This is a genomic window from Chitinispirillales bacterium ANBcel5, from assembly GCA_029688955.1.
GTDB classification, from domain to species: Bacteria; Fibrobacterota; Chitinivibrionia; order Chitinivibrionales; family Chitinispirillaceae; genus Cellulosispirillum; species Cellulosispirillum alkaliphilum.
Genome location: JARUKZ010000002.1, coordinates 163383 through 182486, shown reverse-complemented (window position 1 = coordinate 182486; position 19104 = coordinate 163383). Strand labels below are relative to the sequence as shown.

The 19104-nt window shown below is 42.9% G+C and carries 16 protein-coding genes; 15 read left to right on the top strand and 1 reads right to left on the bottom strand.

Features of this window, described 5'->3' with window-relative positions; translation table 11 throughout:
• Window positions 1-9: 9 nt before the first annotated feature.
• The 11 genes from gatC (at window position 10) to QA601_01900 (ending at window position 9511) form a co-directional block, all read left to right on the top strand.
• A complete protein-coding gene (gene gatC / locus QA601_01950; protein ID MDG5813825.1) occupies window positions 10-297 on the top strand; it encodes an Asp-tRNA(Asn)/Glu-tRNA(Gln) amidotransferase subunit GatC in 288 nt (95 codons plus the stop codon).
• Window positions 298-543: 246 nt separating this feature from the next.
• Complete coding sequence (locus QA601_01945) at window positions 544-1416, top strand: hypothetical protein (protein MDG5813824.1); 873 nt, start codon at window positions 544-546, stop codon at window positions 1414-1416.
• A 104-nt stretch (window positions 1417-1520) separates the two neighbouring features.
• Window positions 1521-2255, top strand: a complete 735-nt coding sequence (kdsB, locus tag QA601_01940) for a 3-deoxy-manno-octulosonate cytidylyltransferase (protein ID MDG5813823.1) — start codon at window positions 1521-1523, stop codon at window positions 2253-2255.
• Between the two features lie 2 nt (window positions 2256-2257).
• Window positions 2258-3688 (top strand): response regulator, encoded by a 1431-nt coding sequence (locus tag QA601_01935; protein MDG5813822.1) that lies wholly within the window; start codon window positions 2258-2260, stop codon window positions 3686-3688.
• Window positions 3689-3696: 8 nt separating this feature from the next.
• The gene (locus QA601_01930; protein ID MDG5813821.1) at window positions 3697-4086 is read left to right on the top strand and encodes a helix-hairpin-helix domain-containing protein; all 390 of its coding nucleotides are present in this window, start codon (window positions 3697-3699) and stop codon (window positions 4084-4086) included.
• Between the two features lie 190 nt (window positions 4087-4276).
• Window positions 4277-5230, top strand: a complete 954-nt coding sequence (gene pilM / locus QA601_01925) for a pilus assembly protein PilM (GenBank protein MDG5813820.1) — start codon at window positions 4277-4279, stop codon at window positions 5228-5230.
• Complete coding sequence (locus tag QA601_01920) at window positions 5227-6129, top strand: hypothetical protein (protein ID MDG5813819.1); 903 nt, start codon at window positions 5227-5229, stop codon at window positions 6127-6129. The genes pilM and QA601_01920 overlap by 4 nt, the downstream gene beginning before the upstream one ends.
• Before the next feature lie 9 nt (window positions 6130-6138).
• Window positions 6139-6687: an RsmD family RNA methyltransferase gene (locus QA601_01915; GenBank protein ID MDG5813818.1), complete on the top strand. Its 549-nt coding sequence runs from the start codon at window positions 6139-6141 to the stop codon at window positions 6685-6687.
• Window positions 6688-6727: 40 nt separating this feature from the next.
• Window positions 6728-7219, top strand: a complete 492-nt coding sequence (gene coaD / locus QA601_01910) for a pantetheine-phosphate adenylyltransferase (protein ID MDG5813817.1) — start codon at window positions 6728-6730, stop codon at window positions 7217-7219.
• Between the two features lie 76 nt (window positions 7220-7295).
• Complete coding sequence (locus QA601_01905) at window positions 7296-8141, top strand: rhomboid family intramembrane serine protease (GenBank protein MDG5813816.1); 846 nt, start codon at window positions 7296-7298, stop codon at window positions 8139-8141.
• 5 nt (window positions 8142-8146) lie between these two features.
• The gene (locus tag QA601_01900) at window positions 8147-9511 is read left to right on the top strand and encodes a SpoIIE family protein phosphatase (protein MDG5813815.1); all 1365 of its coding nucleotides are present in this window, start codon (window positions 8147-8149) and stop codon (window positions 9509-9511) included.
• Here QA601_01900 and QA601_01895 read toward each other — a convergent pair.
• Complete coding sequence (locus QA601_01895; protein MDG5813814.1) at window positions 9508-11664, bottom strand: FapA family protein; 2157 nt, start codon at window positions 11662-11664, stop codon at window positions 9508-9510. The genes QA601_01900 and QA601_01895 overlap by 4 nt on opposite strands.
• Window positions 11665-11871: 207 nt before the next feature.
• Here QA601_01895 and priA point away from each other — a divergent pair, with 207 nt between their 5' ends.
• The 4 genes from priA to QA601_01875 all read left to right on the top strand — a co-directional run bounded on the left by priA (window position 11872) and on the right by QA601_01875 (window position 19039).
• Window positions 11872-14049, top strand: coding sequence for a primosomal protein N' (gene priA, locus QA601_01890; protein ID MDG5813813.1), 2178 nt, complete (start codon window positions 11872-11874; stop codon window positions 14047-14049).
• 10 nt (window positions 14050-14059) lie between these two features.
• Complete coding sequence (locus QA601_01885) at window positions 14060-15106, top strand: lysylphosphatidylglycerol synthase domain-containing protein (GenBank protein MDG5813812.1); 1047 nt, start codon at window positions 14060-14062, stop codon at window positions 15104-15106.
• Window positions 15099-16871, top strand: a complete 1773-nt coding sequence (locus QA601_01880; GenBank protein MDG5813811.1) for a glycogen/starch synthase — start codon at window positions 15099-15101, stop codon at window positions 16869-16871. Before QA601_01885 ends, QA601_01880 begins: the two co-directional genes overlap by 8 nt.
• A 101-nt stretch (window positions 16872-16972) precedes the next feature.
• Complete coding sequence (locus QA601_01875; GenBank protein ID MDG5813810.1) at window positions 16973-19039, top strand: hypothetical protein; 2067 nt, start codon at window positions 16973-16975, stop codon at window positions 19037-19039.
• Window positions 19040-19104 lie beyond the last annotated feature (65 nt).

The following is a 19104-nucleotide window of genomic DNA, read 5'->3' as shown; positions in this document are numbered from 1 at the left end:
GATAGTGAGATGATTGATAAAGAAAAAGTACTGTATGTGGCAAAATTAGCTCGTCTAAAGCTCTCGGATCACGAGGTGGAAAATTTCACCGCGCAACTTGGTTCTATTGTGCGATACATTGATCAACTCGATCAAATCGATACATCCCAAATAGAGCCTACCTGCTTTGTGGAACCAACCCATGATCCTTTAAGGGATGATGTGGAAATTCCATCCTTAAGTAATGAATCTGTATTGGCTAATGGCCCAAAGGTTAAAAAGGGGCATTTTGCTATTCCTAAAGTTATTGGTGGGTAAATATAGGCATTGCGAAAACCACTTTTAGCTCTTAGCTGCTTTTTTTTCATAGCAGCTAAGGCTTAATCTATATAAAGCTTCTGCTGGACCACTCTATCTTCCTTAATCATGCCAAAAGTTACAATCGCTTTTACCCCTGTTAGAGCTGTATAAAAAAATTGATTTGAGGCCATAAACTGTTTTTTTATATATTTGTGGACTTGTTATAAGAAAATTAGTTACACGCTTTTAAAAAGGGGTTTAGAATTGTTATTTCTAAAATGTATAACTGGTATGCTGGTTTTTATCGCTTTAGCTTACTCTCAGCAAAATAATGCCTGGAAGATTTCTTCTGTTTCAAATCTCTCTTTAGCTCTAAATTATTACTCCCAGAACTGGGATGGTGGCGATATGGGGAGTTTAACCTGGCAGGCTCAGACAAACACCACCGCACGACGCGCCATCACACAGTGGCTGGAGAATGAAAGTGTTTTTAAAATTGGCTTTGGCCAAACAAAAACACAGGATAAAGAAACCGGCAACTGGTCTTCACCGTTTGTTTCTACCGATTACATAGATATCGAAACGGTATTTAGATTTCCACTTCGCGCTTTTATTGATCCTTATACCAGTTTGGGGTTGACATCAAGGTTTGTTGATAAGAGAGATACTGCTTATACCCGATATTTTAATCCTGTTGAAATTACTGGTTCAATGGGTGCGATACGTGATATATTCAGAGAGGATAATCTGGTACTCAGCTTTAGACTCGGTGCCGCAGGCAGATACCATATCGACCGGGATGCACTTGACACTTTAACCATGCTTCGGGAAACCAGGCGAACCAACGATGCCGGGCTTGAGGTGGTCGGTAATTATACTCAGAGTAATGAGGATGAATGGTTAAAATTTATCAGTCGTTTAACGGTATATATGGCACTGATAAGGTCTGAAGAAGAAGGTGATGATGATTATTGGCGCTATCCTGACATCTCATGGGATAATACATTGTCAATAAATATAAATCGTTATGTGATGGTACAACTTAATCTTCAGGCTCTTTATGATAGAGAAGTGGATCGGAACATTCGCTATAAAACCACCTCTTCTATCGGGCTTACCTATTCATTCAGCAATTAATAGTTGCGTATAAGTGAACGTGATTAGTCGGGTGGGTATATAGCTCAAACAGTACAGGTCAAAATATTTAAGTAGTAGTATAAGAAACAATTGGAGATAAACGTATGAATAAAAAAATTATCTGTGTGATTCCTGCCCGTTACGGTTCAAGCCGACTTTCAGGAAAACCACTCCAGGAAATTATGGGTTTACCTCTTGTTATGTGGGCATACAAAAATGCGCAGAAAGCAGGGGTGTTTACAGAAATCGTAGTGGCGACAGATGATTATCGGATTGTTGAGGCTGTTGATAAACATGGTGGTGTTGCTGTCATGACATCAAAAGATCATACCCGTGGTACAGATCGGGTTAATGAAGCGATTGGTGGCAGTGACTGCTCTTATGTTGTTAATCTTCAAGGAGATGAGCCCAATATACCACTTGAAGTGATGAGAATGTTTTGTGCAGAGTTGCAAAAAATTGATGATAACAGCTTGCTAACTGTTCTCTCCAATGCTAAAATAACAGAGGTAGAAACGCCCCATGTGGTGAAAGCGGTATTAAATCTCAAGGGAGAAGCGCTCTACTTTTCACGATCTTTAATTCCTTATGGTATGGGCTCTGGTGAAGAGAGCTTTTACAAACATCATGGAATATATGGGTTTACAAAGTTTGGGCTTAAGCACTTTTGTTCACTCCCAGAAGGTGTGCTTGAAAAAAGGGAGAGTTTGGAGCAACTTCGGGCTCTTGAGCATGGGATGAAAATCAAATGTGTGATACATGATTTTAAATCTTTTGGTATCGATACACCTGAGGATCTCAAACGTTTCCGGGAATATCAGAAAAACAAAAACGGATAGATATGAGCAACGACTCAAAGCAGATATTGATAACTGATGACGAAGAGACGATTTGTGACGTGCTTTCGCAGTTTCTTCAAGGCAAAGGATACGCTGTATATACTGCCTGCTCTGCACAGGAAGCGATTGAGACGATTCAGTCAAAGCAGATAGATTTAATGGTTACCGATATTCAGATGCCGGGGATGTCTGGAGTCGATCTTCTTAAATGGATTAACTGTTCTGGAATCAAAATTCCGGTACTGATGACAACGGGCTATCCAAGTATCGAATCTGCTATCGAGGGTTTAAAACTCGGTGCTTTTGATTATCTTACCAAACCATTTCATCTTGAAGAGATAGGTGAAAAAGTAAGAAGGGCATTTTTAAACAGGGAGATAGAGGAGGAGAATCTTCTGTTCTCCAAACTCGTTTCTCTTCATGAAATTACCAAAGTGCTTGCAACTACTTTGGATCTTGATGAGCTTAACAGAAAATTTATCGATTATTCCATAAAAATTACCAAAGGGGATGGTGGTGTATTACTGCTGCAGAATGCAGCATCAAAACTAAGTGTTTCCGCCATGGGCGGCACCATTTTTGAACGAGCCTTTTGGCTTAGCTCTGCTTTTAAGTGTGCTTCGAAGTGGGTTATGGAACGAGAGGAGCCCCTTGTTATGGAAGCGGGTAAGGAGGTAGGTTTGGGATTATATCCTGTGCCACCCCAACTTCGCTCCTATATCGTTTTTCCTTTAAAAACACCGACTCGTATTATCGGCGTACTGATACTTATCCGTTTTAAAGATCGCTTACCATTTTCAAATCTTGATCTTGAAATACTTAATGTACTTACATCACAGGCAAGTATATCCATTGAGAACGCAAAGCTTTACCAAAGCAGCAGAAACAACTACCTTAAAACGATTAAAGCATTTGCACTGGCCGTTGAGGCAAAGGATAAGTACACACATGGTCATTCTGAAAATGTGATGAAATACACTGTTATTCTTGCACGACACCTGGGGTTGTCAGAATCTGCCATTGAGCTTGTGAAATATGCCGGTCTGCTCCATGATATAGGAAAAATCGGTATAAGTGAGTTAATAATAAACAAACCCGGACGTCTTACACTGGAGGAGTTTGAGCAGATAAAGAGACATCCGGAGCTTGGCGCAAGAATACTCAGTGACGTACCTTCCTTAAAGGAGCTTGTGCCTTTTGTGCTTCATCATCATGAATTTTACTGCGGAGGCGGCTACCCTTCTGGACTTAAAGGAGATCAAATACCTTTTGGTGCCAGAATTTTAAGTGTTGCAGATGCTTTTGAAGCGATGACTTCTGACCGGCCCTATAGAAAATCGCTTTCAAAAGAAGTGGCATTTGGTATATTGCTTAAGGAAAGGGGCAGGCAGTTTGACCCTGTTGTGGTGGATGCGTTTCTTGAAATAATTTAGGAGCCCACATGAAAGGCAGAAGAGTTGTTCTTATTCTCATGTGGATCACTGCAATACTGCTTCTGATCTATGCCGGCGCGCCTGAGAGCAGCGCTTCAGGAATCGAACAGATCGATTCTACCGGAACTGTGGTATCTTTTGATTCCACACTAAAAGGAAACGAAGTAGGGCTGCTTTATGTCTCTGAGCCTCAAAAGGTAGAGCTGGAGTGCATAGATATAAACAGCGCAAGCACCGATCAACTCATTACACTGCCTGGAATCGGACCTGTACTGGCTCAGCGAATTATCGATTACAGAGATGGTACAGGTGATTTCAAAGAGAAAGAAGAGCTGATTAAAGTTAAAGGTATTGGTCCTGTGCGGCTTGAGCAGATTGCTGAAAAGTTGTGTCCATGACTAACACCAAACCATCTTCTTTTATTCTTCCAAGCAGAAGAATTTGCCCCCTTGTGCTTCAAAAAACGATATTTAAATTAGTTATAGTATAGTGGCATGTCCAAATTCTTACAGTAGCATGAGCAAATCAAGGTAGTGCGCACCTTACAGTGCTTCAATTAGGAGCATATCTTCCAGTCAGCTTAAGGTGATGACTGGGTACAGTTTTAAAGAATGGAATACCTCAGAAATTATGAAATCACAGCTCAGTATCAGTGGTCTCGATTTCCAGAATGACTATATAAGCATCTCCCAATTCTCTTCCCAGAGTCAGGCTATAGAGCAGGTAGCGATTTTGCCTCTTGATCATTCTGAGAAGGAGCAGTATTGGGACTGTGTGTGTGGAGAGCTTAAAAACGTACGGAAAAAGTTCCAGTTCCCGGGAAAAAACGTCATTTGTTCACTTCCTGCCGATAATGCCATTATAAAGAAGGTTGGTATCGATTGGGAGGAAGAGGATGTAGAAGATGTCTTTAAGTGGGAATTAGCTCAGCAGATTATCTCGGGAATAGATGACTACGCTTTTGACTATAACTCGCTTCAGAATCAGGGTGCAAAAAACTTTTTGATTGCAGCCATGAGAAAAACTGCTCTGGAGCGTCTTTCTGGTGCCGTTAAAACTATAAAGCTCAACCCCGCTATTATCGATATAGATTTGTTTGCACTGGTTAATGTTTTTGAGGCCAATTATCCGGAAGAACTCACTCAGCCAAAAGTTCTGATTCATGGGGAATCGGATATAACCAAAATCATTTTAACCATTTCGGGCTCATTTATAGATTATTCGATACTTGTGCACAATATTGAAGCGATGGAACCCGCTCAATATGCTAAAAGGTTATATGAAGAATCAGTTAGAATTTTAAGTCAGAATAAATTCGATGATTTCATTGCAACAGCAAAATTGTTCCTTTCGGGGTCACTTTTTTCAGAACAGAGTTACCGATCTTCTGTTCTGCAGTCGCTTAGAGGTTCTGAGCTTCTTGATCCTTTTCGCAAAATTGACTGTGGTTTGGAATTAGAGCAGGAGATGTTAAAGAACTATGCTGCACAGCTTGCCGTTTCGGTAGGCCTGGCACTGCGTGGAAACCAAGATATACTATGATAAGAATCAATCTTCAGAAAAATTCAGGACGTAAAAAGCCGTCAGTGCTAAAGGCAGGCACAAAAGTGGTTTTGCCTGTTGCACTCTTTGCTGTGCTTGCTATCGCCGTCATTGGGGCTGTAACCATTTTTCAGTCACACACAGATGGTGAAACTGAAAAGGAACTTCTATCATCGGGAGTTAAACCTTCTACCCGCTACAGGCCCGATATGGTGGAAGATGTTGTCAGAGATGTTGATTCTACACCAGATGAGCGAATCCCGCTGAGAGTTCCGTATGAAAAAATGTCTGTTGCCGAGAAGATTAAATATGAAGTACTCTTTGCAAAAAGAGTAATCGAAGTTATTGATCGGGTAATGAGTCCTGAGATAAACCTTGTTTCACTTGAAATAGATAGTTTTCAAACCTTTTATGCACTAGGTTTTGCTTCATCCAGGGATGCTATTGGAGCAACTTTCAATTCTTTAAAACAAGAGCGTTTGGAGCTCCTTCCACCGCCACTGTCCTATATAAAATCTGATGGAGAGAATGGGTATAGATTTGTGGTTACCTGTCAGGCCACTTTTGGTTTAGGGGAAGCCGATCCTTTTAAAGTGCTGGATAATCTGCCCTACAGGGAAGGACTTAATACCTTAATCAGGCAGTTCAGTTCATTGGCATCGCAAAATGGTGTTAATTTAAGATCATCATTAAACCAGATTTCAAGCGAGAAGATAGGTCGGTACAGAAGAATTTTATATAGAGTAGAAGGGGATGCGACCTACAGGGAATTTGTTCGATTTATCCTGGCTCTTAATAAAGAAGAGGTGCCCGGCGCTTTTGAGAAGATTAAAATAGCTGCCTTAGGCGGTGACCGTATCAGCGTGAATCTGGATGTACTTTTCACCATTAAAGAATAGGTGAAATAAATGCGTCTAAGAATAATTTCCGGTGAGCTCAAGGGGCGTATGCTCAATGTGACGCTTAAAGATGAACGGTTCAGGCCCACTCTTGAGCGAACGAGAGAATCGGTTAGCGAAATACTAAAGAAAAAAATAACCGGTGCAATTGTTGCTGATATGTGTGCTGGAAGTGGTGCTATGGGGTTTGAAATGCTCAGTAGAGGTGCTTCAAGGGTAGATTTTTACGAGAAAGATAAAAAAGTCGCAGATCAGATTTATAAAAATGGAGTACAATTGGGAGTGGAGGATAGAGTAAGAGTATATCGTGAAGATATTCAGAAACTTTTCTCCACATCAAGACGCTACAGTATCATCTTTTACGATCCGCCCTATGATAACGAAATTCTTGCTACACTCGTACCTCGAATGTTTGAGCATCTGCTGGAGTCTGGAATACTTGTTTATGAAAGGCGCCGTTTAAAAGGCGAAAAAACTGCCCCTGCACCGCAAAGTAAGGAAAATCTGTGGGACAGCAGGATTTACAGTAGTTCTGTAATAGAGTTCTATAAGATTTAAACGTTTAATTGTTTTCAAATAAAGGAATTGTTTTTGCTTTATGCCTACAGCAATTTATCCCGGAACTTTTGATCCCGTTACCTATGGCCATATAGATATTGCAGTCAGAGCATCAAAAATATTTAAAAAAGTGATTGCGGTGGTTGCATCTAATCCGGGCAAAAATCCTCTTTTTACAGTTGAGGAACGGGTGGATATGGTAAGTGAGGCTCTTGCACATGTTCCCCACATTGAAGTTATAAGCTATTCGGGACTCATTGTCGATTGTGTTCGTGAGTATAACGCTACTGCAATTATCAGAGGTTTGCGGGCTATATCCGATTTTGATTATGAGTTTCAGATGGCTTTTACCAACAGAAATCTTCTGGATAGTGCCGAAACCGTCTTTCTTATGCCCAGTTCTGAGTATATTTATCTCAATTCAACTCTGGTAAAACAAATTGCACAGCATGGGGCTGGAAGTCAGGTTTGTACCTTTGTGCCGGAATTTGTGAAAGAGCAGCTTATAAAAAAACTAAAAAAGAACAGATAGCTTTAAACGCTCTTTTTGATTACTGTAAGTATTTTTTTTCTACCATAACACTTTATTTAAACAGGCTGGAGCTTGTATGAGATATCATGGGTATTCGACCACCGGAAGAGCATTGCGTGCACTACTTATTGCAAACGTTGCCGTTTATCTTCTTCAGTTACTCCCGGGTATAGGTACATTTGTATTTGATTTTGGATCATTGGTTCCATACGAGACCTTTCTTCAGGGACAGCTTTGGCGAACTGTCACGTACATGTTCCTTCACTCTACCACCAGTATTTTTCATATCCTCTTTAATATGCTTGTGCTTTATATGTTTGGAATGGATCTGGAGAGTCACTGGGGGCCACGCAGATTTCTAACCTTTTATTTTATTTGTGGAATAGGGGCAGCCTTTTTCTCTCTCTTTAGTCTTCTTGATCCGGCAGGAAGGTCTATACATGTTATTGGTGCTTCTGGTGCGGTGCTTGGAGTGTTAACAGCCTGCGCATATTACTGGCCTGACCGTCAGATTTTGCTCTTTTTTATTATTCCGATAAAAATAAAGTATTTCGTGATAGGGTTTGCCGTCTATTCCCTTTTTGGCTCAATAGGGCCTGCCGGAGGTGGCATCTCTCATCTTTCACATCTTGGTGGCATTGCAGTTGGATACGGGTATCTTAAATCATATTCCCACCTTTATGGTTGGTATATCAGAGTAATCAATTCCTGGAATCAGCGAAAGCGAACAGCAAATGTGCAGGGGCAGGTAAATCGAAAGAGGTATTTTGAGGAGCAGGTTGATCCCATACTCGAAAAAATTGCACGTGAAGGGATGGATTCACTCTCTCCTTCAGAAAAGAAAACTCTGAAGAAGGCAGCAAAAATGGATAAAGAGCGTTTGAAAAAAAAGGGTATATTACCTTTTAATCTTTTCCGGTAACCTTTATGGACAGAGAGCCGGTTAGCTCAAATACGCTGCTTCGATCTCGTCTTAAGCGCCTGCTGCGATACTGTCGGTATTTTAAGAGGACCTGTGCGCAAATTAAAAAAGAGAACGAGAACCTAAAAAAAGAAAATCGTTCTATAAATACGGAGTTGAAGGTTATAAAGGAGAACCTCAAAACTCAGGATGAGATACTGGAAGAGGAAAAGAACCTTGTTAAATCTATACACTCTGCACTTACCCCGTCTTCTTTGCCTGACCCTCCTGGGTTAAAAGTTTTTGCCCTTTCCATACCACATTCAGAGGTGGGGGGAGACTATTACGATTTCCTGGTAACACCTTACCAGAAAACCGCACTATTAATGTACGACGTTAGAGGATCGGGCAGAACTGCTGCCATGATCGGTGGAATGGCAAAAATACTCTTTATTCATGCCCTTAAAGCCGGGTACAGTCCTTCTGAAGTGTTTTATTACGTTAACGAAGAGCTCGGCAAGTATATAAATGATGGTTATTTTTTAACTGCGTTCCTCTCTTTGTATGACAGAGTGAGTGGAAAATTTATCTTCTCCAACGCAGGGCATGTTGCACCTTACCTTTATCGAAAAGAGAGTGCTCAGCTTTTTTCCCTAAATACAGAAGGAACTCTTATCGGGCACTCCGCAATCAAAAACGAGGTTTCTTACCGCGAAAAAATCATTAGATTAGATAAAGGTGATAAGCTTTTGCTTTACACTGATGGTTTGAGTGAAACTATCGACACCACAGGCAGACCCTACTCTTCACAGCTTGAAAAGATCGTTCAACATTCTGCTAAACTGGATGTCCGCAGTATAGTAGAATGTATTCTTAGTGATTTTAACCGGTTTAAAGACAGTTCCGCCCGCAAGGATGATATTGCCATCGCAGCCATAGAACTATGTGAGCCTGAAGCACAGGTTCTTGATTCAGGATTTATTCCCGCTGATGAACCTGATATGGTTATTATTCATAGTTACGGGCAGATACAAGAGGTCGCGTCGGTTGTTTTAAGAAAAATGGATGAGGCGGATTTTGCCGACAGTGTGATTAAAAGGACGAAAGTTTGTATCTACGAACTACTTAATAACGCGATTAAACACGGTAACAGAAATGATTTATCCAAAAAAGTGTATATGCTCTACAAAGTAGACAGGTACAGCCTTAGATTAAGCGTCTCTGATGAAGGCAAGGGGTTTGATTACCGTGATTTACCCAATCCATTAAAACCCGAAAACCTTGCCCGGAATCATGGCAGGGGAATCTTTTTGATAAAAAAATATATGGATGAAGTACAGTTCAATCGTGCTGGCAACAGGGTGTTTGTCAAAAAATTCCGCAAACGTTAAATAGCTTTTATCACTCCATTTATCAAACGTATGGTTTTGGGGCCGGTCATGGTATCTTTAACCAGTAAATGGCGATCTTTTATCTTGAACATTGTACCAGGCATAGCGCTACGAAGTATTCTGATAAAAGCATTTTCTGTATCAAAGAGCTTTTCGGATGTTATGTGTTTTCGATCCTCAAGGATCTTAACCTGCTTGTTGTATTTGGCGATGTTTTCTTTGAGCTTTTGTAGGAGCTCAATACTTTCTTTGGGAAGCCGACGTTTTATTTTGAGCATCTTTTCCAAATACTTTTCTTTCTCTATACATTTCTTAAGATTGGAGTTTATATCTTTGAGCTGACTATCGAGCTGCTCTAACTGTTCGTGGTGTGTATAGTCAACCCCTACTTCCAGGTTGGTACGGATGCCGCTTGCGTTACCCACAACGTTAACAATAATCGAAACTCTGGCTATCAGGTCCCCACCTGCAACCGAAAGTGAATTTCCGTGAACATGTATCGATTTTCTCGACAGAATAAAACAATTGATAGCTTCTTTTGCAATATTTACATTGCCTCTTGTACGTATCAACTGATTTTTCATGAAACCCAGGTTTATATCACCTTTTGCTTCTATAACTCCCTTGCCCTGCCCAAGGAAACCGTGTTTACAGAGAACTGTTCCACCAGCATGAATATTGCAGTCTTCAGCTGTACCGCCCACCTGAAGATCGCCGCCACAGTCTATGGAAAATCCGGACTTCACATCACCATTTACGGTAACTGATTTATCATATTTAATATTTCCGGTTGAAAAATCCACGTCTCCTTCAACCACATACCCCTCCTGAACCTCAACCGATATGCCATTGTATTTTACGATTCCATCCAGAGTAGATATAAGAAAATCGGGCTCATCCTCTTTAACCTCCGTATTTGCACCAACAGGGAGAGTCGCCGCTTTGCCATCGGTGGCAGGGATTACATTGCCTTTTATATCCCTGCCCTCTTTACCTTTTTGTGGAGCAATGAGCCTTACTAATTTCTTGTTAGCCCCTACGGGGTTTATTATGTCTATGTTTTTATAATCCGCAATACCATCTTCCCCAACTTTGGGTTGGAGAGAAGTTTCTGTATTAAACAGAAATTCAAGTGAACCATTTTCTCCGTTTTGCGGTGGTATACCTTTGGCTATTTCCACTCCGTCTTCGGGATATGCTCCACTTTTTATCTGGCTACAAATAGTGTCGATTTCCTTTTCAAGGATACCATTGTTAACTTGATGCTCTTTGAGTAAGGCAAAGATATCTTCTCTGGTGGGTGCTTTACCTCTTTCACCGGGCTTGTGTACGATAAGCTTTGCACTCATGCAATCGTTGCTGATTTCGAGGTCAGCGCCACCATCAAAGCAAATTGGAACCACTCCGATAGTTTCGTTTAAGTGGTAAGCAAAACCACTCTTTTCTGCAATAATAACCGAATCGTCTTTAAATGCTGCACCATCACCAAGATCTACTTTTTGTTCTATAACCTGTTCACTGAAAACCAAATCGCCCAGTACATTTTTCCCCGGTTCAGAATGAACCGGATCACCGCGACGTGCGATCATATACCCGGGATCAACCCGATCAAAGATTTGCGCGTCTTTGGGTAGTTGCCAAAAGTGTTCTGCCTTTTTTATCGTTTCTAACATGCTGTGGTCTTTTATACAGTTTATTACAGGTTCAAAGCTCCCTTCTAAATTAGCGACTGCTTCTCTTCCCTGCGCAGCGGTTTCAATGTAGACAGATTCCCCCTTTTTACGCCATCTGGCTACCGCATCATTTAAAGCCTTTTGGTCTACACCAAAAACCACGCCTGCTTCTGAAAGGGCTTTTTGCAGATCTTCTGTCTTTAATGAAGCTTTTGTTTGAGGTGGGTCTATGGTAATCGATGCTTTCATAGAATCTTTGGCTATCTCGACTCGTATCGGTGGTGTTCTAACCGAAGCCGGGGCAGTGCTTTTGGCCTGATCTTCAATATAGACTTCCTCTACATTGTGTTTTCTCAGGTGCTCAAGGGATTTTTCTGTTAGTACATGCGAACGATTCATCAGCAGGTTACCACTGTGATCACTGACATCATCTGCTAAAATCATCCCAGCTTTAACTTCGTTTATTGGAATACGTACCATTTTAAACCGCCCTCTGGTTTCCTCCACTAACCCCAGATAAAGAATAAAGTGGTAATTCATAGGCTGGGGTTATAACATTTAAGCTGCTCAGAAAGTAATTTATAAGTTTGTTCGCTATGAACTACTTTGAATTGAGCATATAATTTTTATATCATGAATAATAGAGAAGATCAAGCAAAATCTGTAATTTCAAGGAGATATAGTGTAGTGGGGGTTGCTTTTCCAGTAGCTATCCCCGGGATCTATGACTATAGCATCCCCGAAGAGCTGTCTGATCGTATCTCTTATGGCACACCTGTGCTTGTTGAGGTCAGAAGAAAGCGTACCTGGGGGGTGGCTGTTCAGTTACGCGAAAAATCCCACTACCCCAACTTAAAACCGGTGCTTGAGATTAAATCGGGCAGGTGGACCGACTCAAATCAATCCCTTTTAAAGCTCTATCAGTGGATGGCTTCCTATTATCAGTGTGATGTTGGCAGGGTTTTCAGACCGTTTTTAAGCAAATCAATTATGAAAACCCGTGAAAAGACGCTCAATGTTTACAGTGTAACTCAAAAGGCCGAAGATGACTTAAAGGAGCGTCACCGGGAAATTCTTCAGAGAATGCGTCAGAGCAAACAACCTTTAACCGTAAAAGAGATAACCCAATTAACGGGCGCGTCCTACTCGGTGGTGAAGACGCTACAGAACAAAGGGTATCTTAAGCAGGAACTCGCTTCTGTTTTACGTCATGCCGATGAGTTGTCGATGGAGACGAGTTCAGAGCAGATTCAATTAACAGCTGAGCAGCAGGCTGCTGTTGAGCAGATAGGCGCTACCTTAAAGAATCCAGGTAAACCGTTTCTGCTTTACGGTATCACCGGAAGCGGAAAAACCCACGTTTACACAGAACTTACCAAGTCAGCATTATCCATGGGCAAGGGGGTGATTATCCTTGTTCCCGAGATCTCTCTTACCCCCCAGACCATTCAGCGCTTTCGTTCCGCGATAGGTGAGGCGATCACTGTTATTCACAGTCATATGTCTGATGGTGAGCGCCGGGATAGTCTTCAGGAGGTGATATCCGGACGTAAGCGTGTTCTGTTAGGCGTGCGCAGTGCTATATTGGCTCCTGTAGACAATGTGGGTTTAATAATTGTTGATGAAGAGCATGATGGCAGCTACAAGCAAAGTGATATGGAACCGCGCTATAACGCACGGGATGTCGCTGTGATGAGAGGGCATATTCAAAAATGTGTGGTTGTGCTTGGAAGTGCCACTCCCAGTACAGAGAGCTTTCATAATGCGGGCAATGGCAAATATAACCTGATTCGTCTCTCCTCCCGCTTTGGCGCCTCACGGCTCCCTAAGGTGGAAATAATCGATATGGGTGAAGAGCATAAGGCTAATAACTGGACCCCCTTTTCCCGTCACCTGCTTGAGCAGGTCCAAACAACCATCTCCAAAGGGTATCAAACTATACTGCTTTTAAACCGAAGAGGATTTTCGGCTGTTTTGATGTGTAAACAATGCAGCTACACCTATTCCTGTCCCAACTGTTCTGTTAATTTAAGGTATCACCGAGCCGAAACCGCTATCAAATGTCACTTGTGTGGTTATTATGCCGGTGCGCCTGATACCTGTCCCAAATGTGGTGGTGAAAACATGAAATATAAGGGTACAGGGATACAAAAAGCGGAAGAAGCGCTTAAGGAAAAGTTCCCGGAGGCCAGAATTATTCGTATGGATCAGGACACAACCCGAAAAAAAGGCGCGCATATTTCGATTCTGGAAACATTCGCAAAGGGTGAAGCCGATATTTTGCTTGGTACACAGATGGTCGCAAAGGGACTTAATTTCCCCAATGTAACACTTGTGGGTGTTCTTCAGGCCGACACAGGACTGCACTTTCCCGATTTCAGGGCTTCAGAGCGAACCTTTCAACTCTTAACACAGGTGGCAGGGAGAGCCGGCAGGAGCGAGACACCGGGTGAAGTAGTTATTCAAACGTATTTTCCCGATGAAACAGCGGTAAAAACAGCGCGTACTCACGATTATCAGACCTTTTTTGAAGGTGAGATCGAGACCCGCAGAACGCTTCTTTATCCTCCCTTTGGTAAACTTGCCAGAGTGGTTATGGAGGGTAAGTGTGAGAAGAATGTAATAGATTGTATCACAACAGCCGCAGATACTTTGCAACGAGCGGAAATACCGGAGGTACTGCTTCTGGGGCCTTCTCCGGCTGTTCTGTCGAAAATTGATACAATCTTTAGATACTCGCTGCTCCTAAAGTCCTCTTCGGTAGCTAAGCTCTCTTCTGCTTTAAATCTCATCAGAGAAAATCAGAAAACCATTTCTGGCAGTACTCGATGTATAATTGATGTTGATCCGGTGAATATGCTTTAAGGAGAAAGAATTGATAGTTGGCAAGGATGTAGTGAGCCGGATATATCGGTGGTGCAGAGTGGGGTATATTAAATGGTCCTTCAGGATTCTTGTAACCCTCATTTTTGTAGCTATTGTAAATAGAACCGTTACGCTGAGTGAGATTAATGATCTGCTTGGTAGGGTAACATTGCCGCATCTTTTCGCTGCTTTTGTTCTTGGGGTGACGGGGCTGTTTTTTCAGATACTCAGGTGGCATTCGGTGCTTCTGTCCCTAAAGATCGATACCAAATTGTCAGGAGCTGCCAAAACTTTTCTGTGGGGTTGTTTTCTTGGATTCCTTACTCCGGGTAAATCGGGGGAGCTTTTCAGGGCATTTGAACTGGCTCCCTCAAAGAAATCGCGTACAGTGCTGGCGGCACTACTGGATCGGTTTTATTCCGGAGTGGTGATACTTTTTGCAGGCATAATAGCCGCGGCGCTTCAGTTTTTTAGTACCGATGTTAAGCCCCTTAGGTCATTTTTAACCCCCGCAGTCATCTTTTTTACTCTTTCTTTACTTTTACTGGTATTTAGCAAGGGTATCTCAGAATCCATTGGCGCCTTTTCAGGGGATAAAAAATATCTAAAAACTATCGCCAGGACCATTTTGCCTTCATTTATCACCGTAGCGACACCTCTCATGATCGTCTTCTCGGTTTTTTCCCATTGCATCCTTTTGCTACAGACTACAGCAGTTATCTCTATGTTTATTGAGCTTGATTTCGCAATACTGCTTTTTATTGCTGCTCAAAGCTATGCGTTTATGTTATTATTACCAATATTCGTTGCCAATGCAGGTATACGGGAGTATTCATTTTTTCTGTTTTTAAATTTGTTTAGCGTGGACGCGTCAAAGGGTCAGATATCGGGTATCGCGATGGCAGCATCGCTTTTAATCCTAATCATAAACATTTTATTACCGGCAATCATTGGACTTATCTGGATGTTTCTGGGTACAAAGAGAGAAAACGTTATCCCCGGGCAAAAGTCTGAATCGGCTGTTCCAGTGATCTCCGGAGACAGTAGCTATGAATAATTTTCAATTCGATTATCTTTTTACTACACGGGTTGAGTCATGGGCTATGTTTCGCAAACCTTTCCATGATTTTTTCTCGGAATTTGAAATAGATACCCTGTTTCGAAGCGAACGGACGTTTGATCCTGCCCGCAGAACCGTAGTCTTTCTCTCCTTTGAAAACAGGTTCGCTTCATTGGGTGGACTGGCTGCCATTGCACGGCTGCTTCCTTTGCAACTGCACAAAAACAACGAACGAACACTTCTGTTAACCCCACTGCACAGCAATCATAAAAAGATCAGGACTGCGCTGGAAGAAAACTGCCTCAAGCCGGTTTTCACCAATGAACGAATCAATCTTTGTAGCTTTAGCGCGACAGTGGATCTGTACCGGGATGTCATGGCCGAAATCCCATCCTATTATATTGGAGTAAGAAGGTTTTTCACCGCGGAAGACGACCCGTATGCTTACCCTAACGAAAAGGATCTGCTGCTTGATTCCCTGGCCTTTTCGGCTGCGGTTCCTTTTGTTTTAAACAGACTGGGCATCACAAAAAACTTAGTACTGCACGCCAATGATTGGGAAACAGCGCCTGTTGCGATTACATCAAAAATGGCTGTACTAAGTAACCTGGTTAGTAGCGCGCGAACCGTTCTTACGCTTCATAACTCCTTTGACCATGGTATTTCAAACAGTGAAAAGGTACACTTTTTTGGCAAGAGTTTCCCGGCACAGACGATACTTCAGTCCACTATACCGTTGCTTAATGGTCCCTTAACCACAGTAAGCGGCCCCTTCGATTATGAATTGCGTCATGATCCGCTTCAGAGCTCGATTTTTACCACTCACCTTCAGCACCTCTTCTCGGCTAATCCGCCCATAGGTGTTGAGAATGGCTTCTTTGGAAAACCCCGTCCGCCTTACCATTATAATGTTATAAAACGGGCTGCTTTAGGAGATACCGGACGATTATTGGAAAAGAAGAATCGCTTTAGGGAAGAGCTACACCAGATTATTTCCAAAGAAAGAGGAAAAGAGGTAATAGGGAAGTTGAAGCTGCAGAACTCTTTCAAAACACCGCTTCTTTTTATGTCCGGACGTCTGGATCTGATGCAAAAGGGCTTTGATGTTATCTTCCATGCGCTTAAAAAGAGACCTAAGGGAAGTATCAAACTACTCTTTTGCCCAAGCAGTGCAAGTCCTGAAAAACTTGACTTTTTTAAAGCAATCGAAAAAAGCTGCCGGGGTGATATAGAAATATGGCCATTTAGAATCCCTTCAGAACAATATAAAAAAGTTTTGCTTGGCGCCTCGTTCCTTGTTATGCCCTCCTTTTACGAGCCCTTTGGCGCTGCAAATGAGGGCTTTATGCACGGGACCCCTGTTTTGGCAAGAGGTACCGGTGGGTTATGGGTCCAGGTCAGGCCGGCTAACAGAGTTAAAGTCCCTGATTACTATAACAGTGCCTCTTACATTGAAGGGGCTTTGGGGGAGGCTACAGGCTTACTCTACAGAGAGGAGTATGAGGCCCGGAAGTGGTCTGGCGAATGGAGAGAATGCCTTGAGCTGCCTCCGGGCAGAAGGGTTGAAAACAAAAAATACCGCTCAATGGTCCAGGCCGCAGGTGGTGCAATCGATGAAGCCGTAAAAATCTTTGCCGATCAGGTCGCTTATGGAAAAATGATCTCCAATGGAATTCGCTCGCTGAAACATTTTTCCTGGGACAGTGCGGTAGAGAAGTATAAAACGATTTATGACCACGCTTCTTTTAGGGGTAATGTCTGAAAAACGCGCGTACAATTTGACTCTGCAAGTTCTAAAGATCTATACTATATTTAATTAGGTCCAAAAATTTTGGTTTAGAAACTAAGGGAGGATTAGCCATAATGAGCCAGGAGATGATTCAACTGTTTGTCGGAATTCTATCGGGAGCAGCAGGAGCCTCTGTGTTTTGGACTCTGGGGTGTGTGATCCGTGGAAAAAAAAGGACCAAAATTTCCAAACAGAAAAATGAAATCGCGTCTGAGATCGGGGAGACACTCGCAGATGCTGAAGCTCTTGCCAGAGATTACAGGTGCGCGAGCATCGACTTTAATCTCTTCAAAGAGGAGCTGAAGAAAAAGCTCACCCAGGCAAACAGCATGGTAAAAACAAATATGTATCAGCTGGACGTCTTTTTGGTGAAGTATGCAGAATCCGTTATAAATGATATGGAAGGGCTTTTGTGTGGTCAGGATATAACTGCTGCGCCTGCTGTAAAATCATCTGCTGCCAGCGAAGCTGCTGTTGAGCTATCACAGGAAACTTTCCAGGATATTAATTCCGCTACTGCCCAACAGGATGCAGCCGATCAGATCGATCCCGAGCCCAAAGCAATGGATCAGGAGAAAAGTGAAATCGAGATTCCTGTTGAAAAAACAGCACTTTCGGGCAATGAACCGGAAATGATGGAAACCGGATTGTTTTACACCGGAGATAAGGCTCCCCAAACAGAAGAAAAACAGACGCGGGAGCCTGAGTCGATAGCTCTATCCCCAAGAAATACTTTTAATTTGGATGATGATGAAAGTGATGAGATAAAGACTGAGACAGAATTTCTTACCAGTGTCAACTCCAGTCAGTCAGAAACGCCAGAGCAGCCAATCGCGGATGATGAGGATGAGTTCGATTTTGAGGTAAATATAAATCCCGATGAAGCCGAAACAACCACAGCTGAGATTGAGCCAAAGTCTGAGGCTGAGGATGTGGAAGATAAGCAACCACAAGAACAGCAACCAGAAGAATCATTTGAACAGTTCCAATCCTACGATAGCCCGCAGTTTTCAAGTGACTCGGAGTTTGAGCAGTTCGAAGCACAATTAAATGATTCTCAAGACGACACAGAAAAAAGTGAAACAGAAAAAACCGTTTCATCAGGTAATTCTCCCGAAACAGAAGAGGTTGAGTATACCTGTAATCCATTCTCCGATTTAAAACAGAAAATTGCTGAGAAAACTGAGGAACAAAATACTCCGGCGCCGGTTCAAGAGGATGATGAGGAGGACGAGGAGGATGAGTTCTGCCTCGAAACACTAATAGATATGGATCCAGCTCAACTTTCTGCTGCTGCTCAGAACAAAGATGAAGCTGCAAAGGTACAGGAAGAGAAAGCTGAGCCAGACCTCTCTGCCAGCGTTCAACATGACACTATTCAGGATTTCAATGAGACAATATCCTTTGAAATTCAGCGTGACCCGGAGCCCGGTGACGAACCTGTTCAAAATAGAGAACCGCAGGGTGGTCAGTTCCCTCCGCCTCATGGTGGTCAGTTCCCTCCGCCTCATGGTGGTCAGTTTCCTCCACCTCATGGTGGTCAGTTTCCTCCGCCTCATGGTGGTCAGTTTCCTCCACCTCATGGTGGTCAGTTTCCTCCACCTCATGGTGGTCAGTTTCCTCCACCTCATGGTGGTCAGTTTCCTCCACCTCATGGTGGTCAGTTTCCTCCACCTCATGGTGGTCAGTTTCCTCCACCTCATGGTGGTCAGTTTCCACCGCAGGGACGTCAGGTTCCTCCGCAGGGTGGTCAGGTTCCACCGCAGGGACGTCAGGTTCCTCCGCAGGGGCGTCAGGTTCCACCGCAGGGACGTCAGGTTCCTCCGCAGGGGCGTCAGGTTCCACCGCAGGGACGTCAGGTTCCTCCGCAGGGGCGTCAGGTTCCACCGCAGGGACGTCAGGTTCCTCCGCAGGGGCGTCAGGTTCCTCCGCAGGGACGTCAGGTTCCTCCACAGGGTGGTCAGGTTCCTCCACAGGGTGGTCAGGTTCCACCGCAGGGTGGTCAGGCTGCTGCAAACCAGCAGGCTCCAAAACAGAAGTCTGTGGAAACAGAGAAAAAAGCCGACTCAAACTCTAAGGATGATAAATCGATTTCGGGTAATGATGTAATGGATCAGATGGATTCATTTTTCAAGCTTTAGCGCTCTCAAGAGCTCCATTTCCAGGGCGGAAGTGGAGCTATGCTTTTCCTACCTACCTGTAGTAG

Bases quoted from the DNA above. Each gene is read 5' to 3' on its own strand.
- pilM (MDG5813820.1), top strand. From the start codon at position 4,277: ATGACTGGGTACAGTTTTAAAGAATGGAATACCTCAGAAATTATGAAA.
- QA601_01875 (MDG5813810.1), top strand. From the start codon at position 16,973: ATGAGCCAGGAGATGATTCAACTGTTTGTCGGAATTCTATCGGGAGCA.
- QA601_01880 (MDG5813811.1), top strand. From the start codon at position 15,099: ATGAATAATTTTCAATTCGATTATCTTTTTACTACACGGGTTGAGTCA.
- kdsB (MDG5813823.1), top strand. From the start codon at position 1,521: ATGAATAAAAAAATTATCTGTGTGATTCCTGCCCGTTACGGTTCAAGC.
- QA601_01930 (MDG5813821.1), top strand. From the start codon at position 3,697: ATGAAAGGCAGAAGAGTTGTTCTTATTCTCATGTGGATCACTGCAATA.
- coaD (MDG5813817.1), top strand. From the start codon at position 6,728: ATGCCTACAGCAATTTATCCCGGAACTTTTGATCCCGTTACCTATGGC.
- QA601_01900 (MDG5813815.1), top strand. From the start codon at position 8,147: ATGGACAGAGAGCCGGTTAGCTCAAATACGCTGCTTCGATCTCGTCTT.
- QA601_01920 (MDG5813819.1), top strand. From the start codon at position 5,227: ATGATAAGAATCAATCTTCAGAAAAATTCAGGACGTAAAAAGCCGTCA.
- gatC (MDG5813825.1), top strand. From the start codon at position 10: ATGATTGATAAAGAAAAAGTACTGTATGTGGCAAAATTAGCTCGTCTA.
- QA601_01915 (MDG5813818.1), top strand. From the start codon at position 6,139: ATGCGTCTAAGAATAATTTCCGGTGAGCTCAAGGGGCGTATGCTCAAT.
- QA601_01935 (MDG5813822.1), top strand. From the start codon at position 2,258: ATGAGCAACGACTCAAAGCAGATATTGATAACTGATGACGAAGAGACG.
- QA601_01895 (MDG5813814.1), bottom strand. From the start codon at position 11,664: ATGGTACGTATTCCAATAAACGAAGTTAAAGCTGGGATGATTTTAGCA.
- QA601_01905 (MDG5813816.1), top strand. From the start codon at position 7,296: ATGAGATATCATGGGTATTCGACCACCGGAAGAGCATTGCGTGCACTA.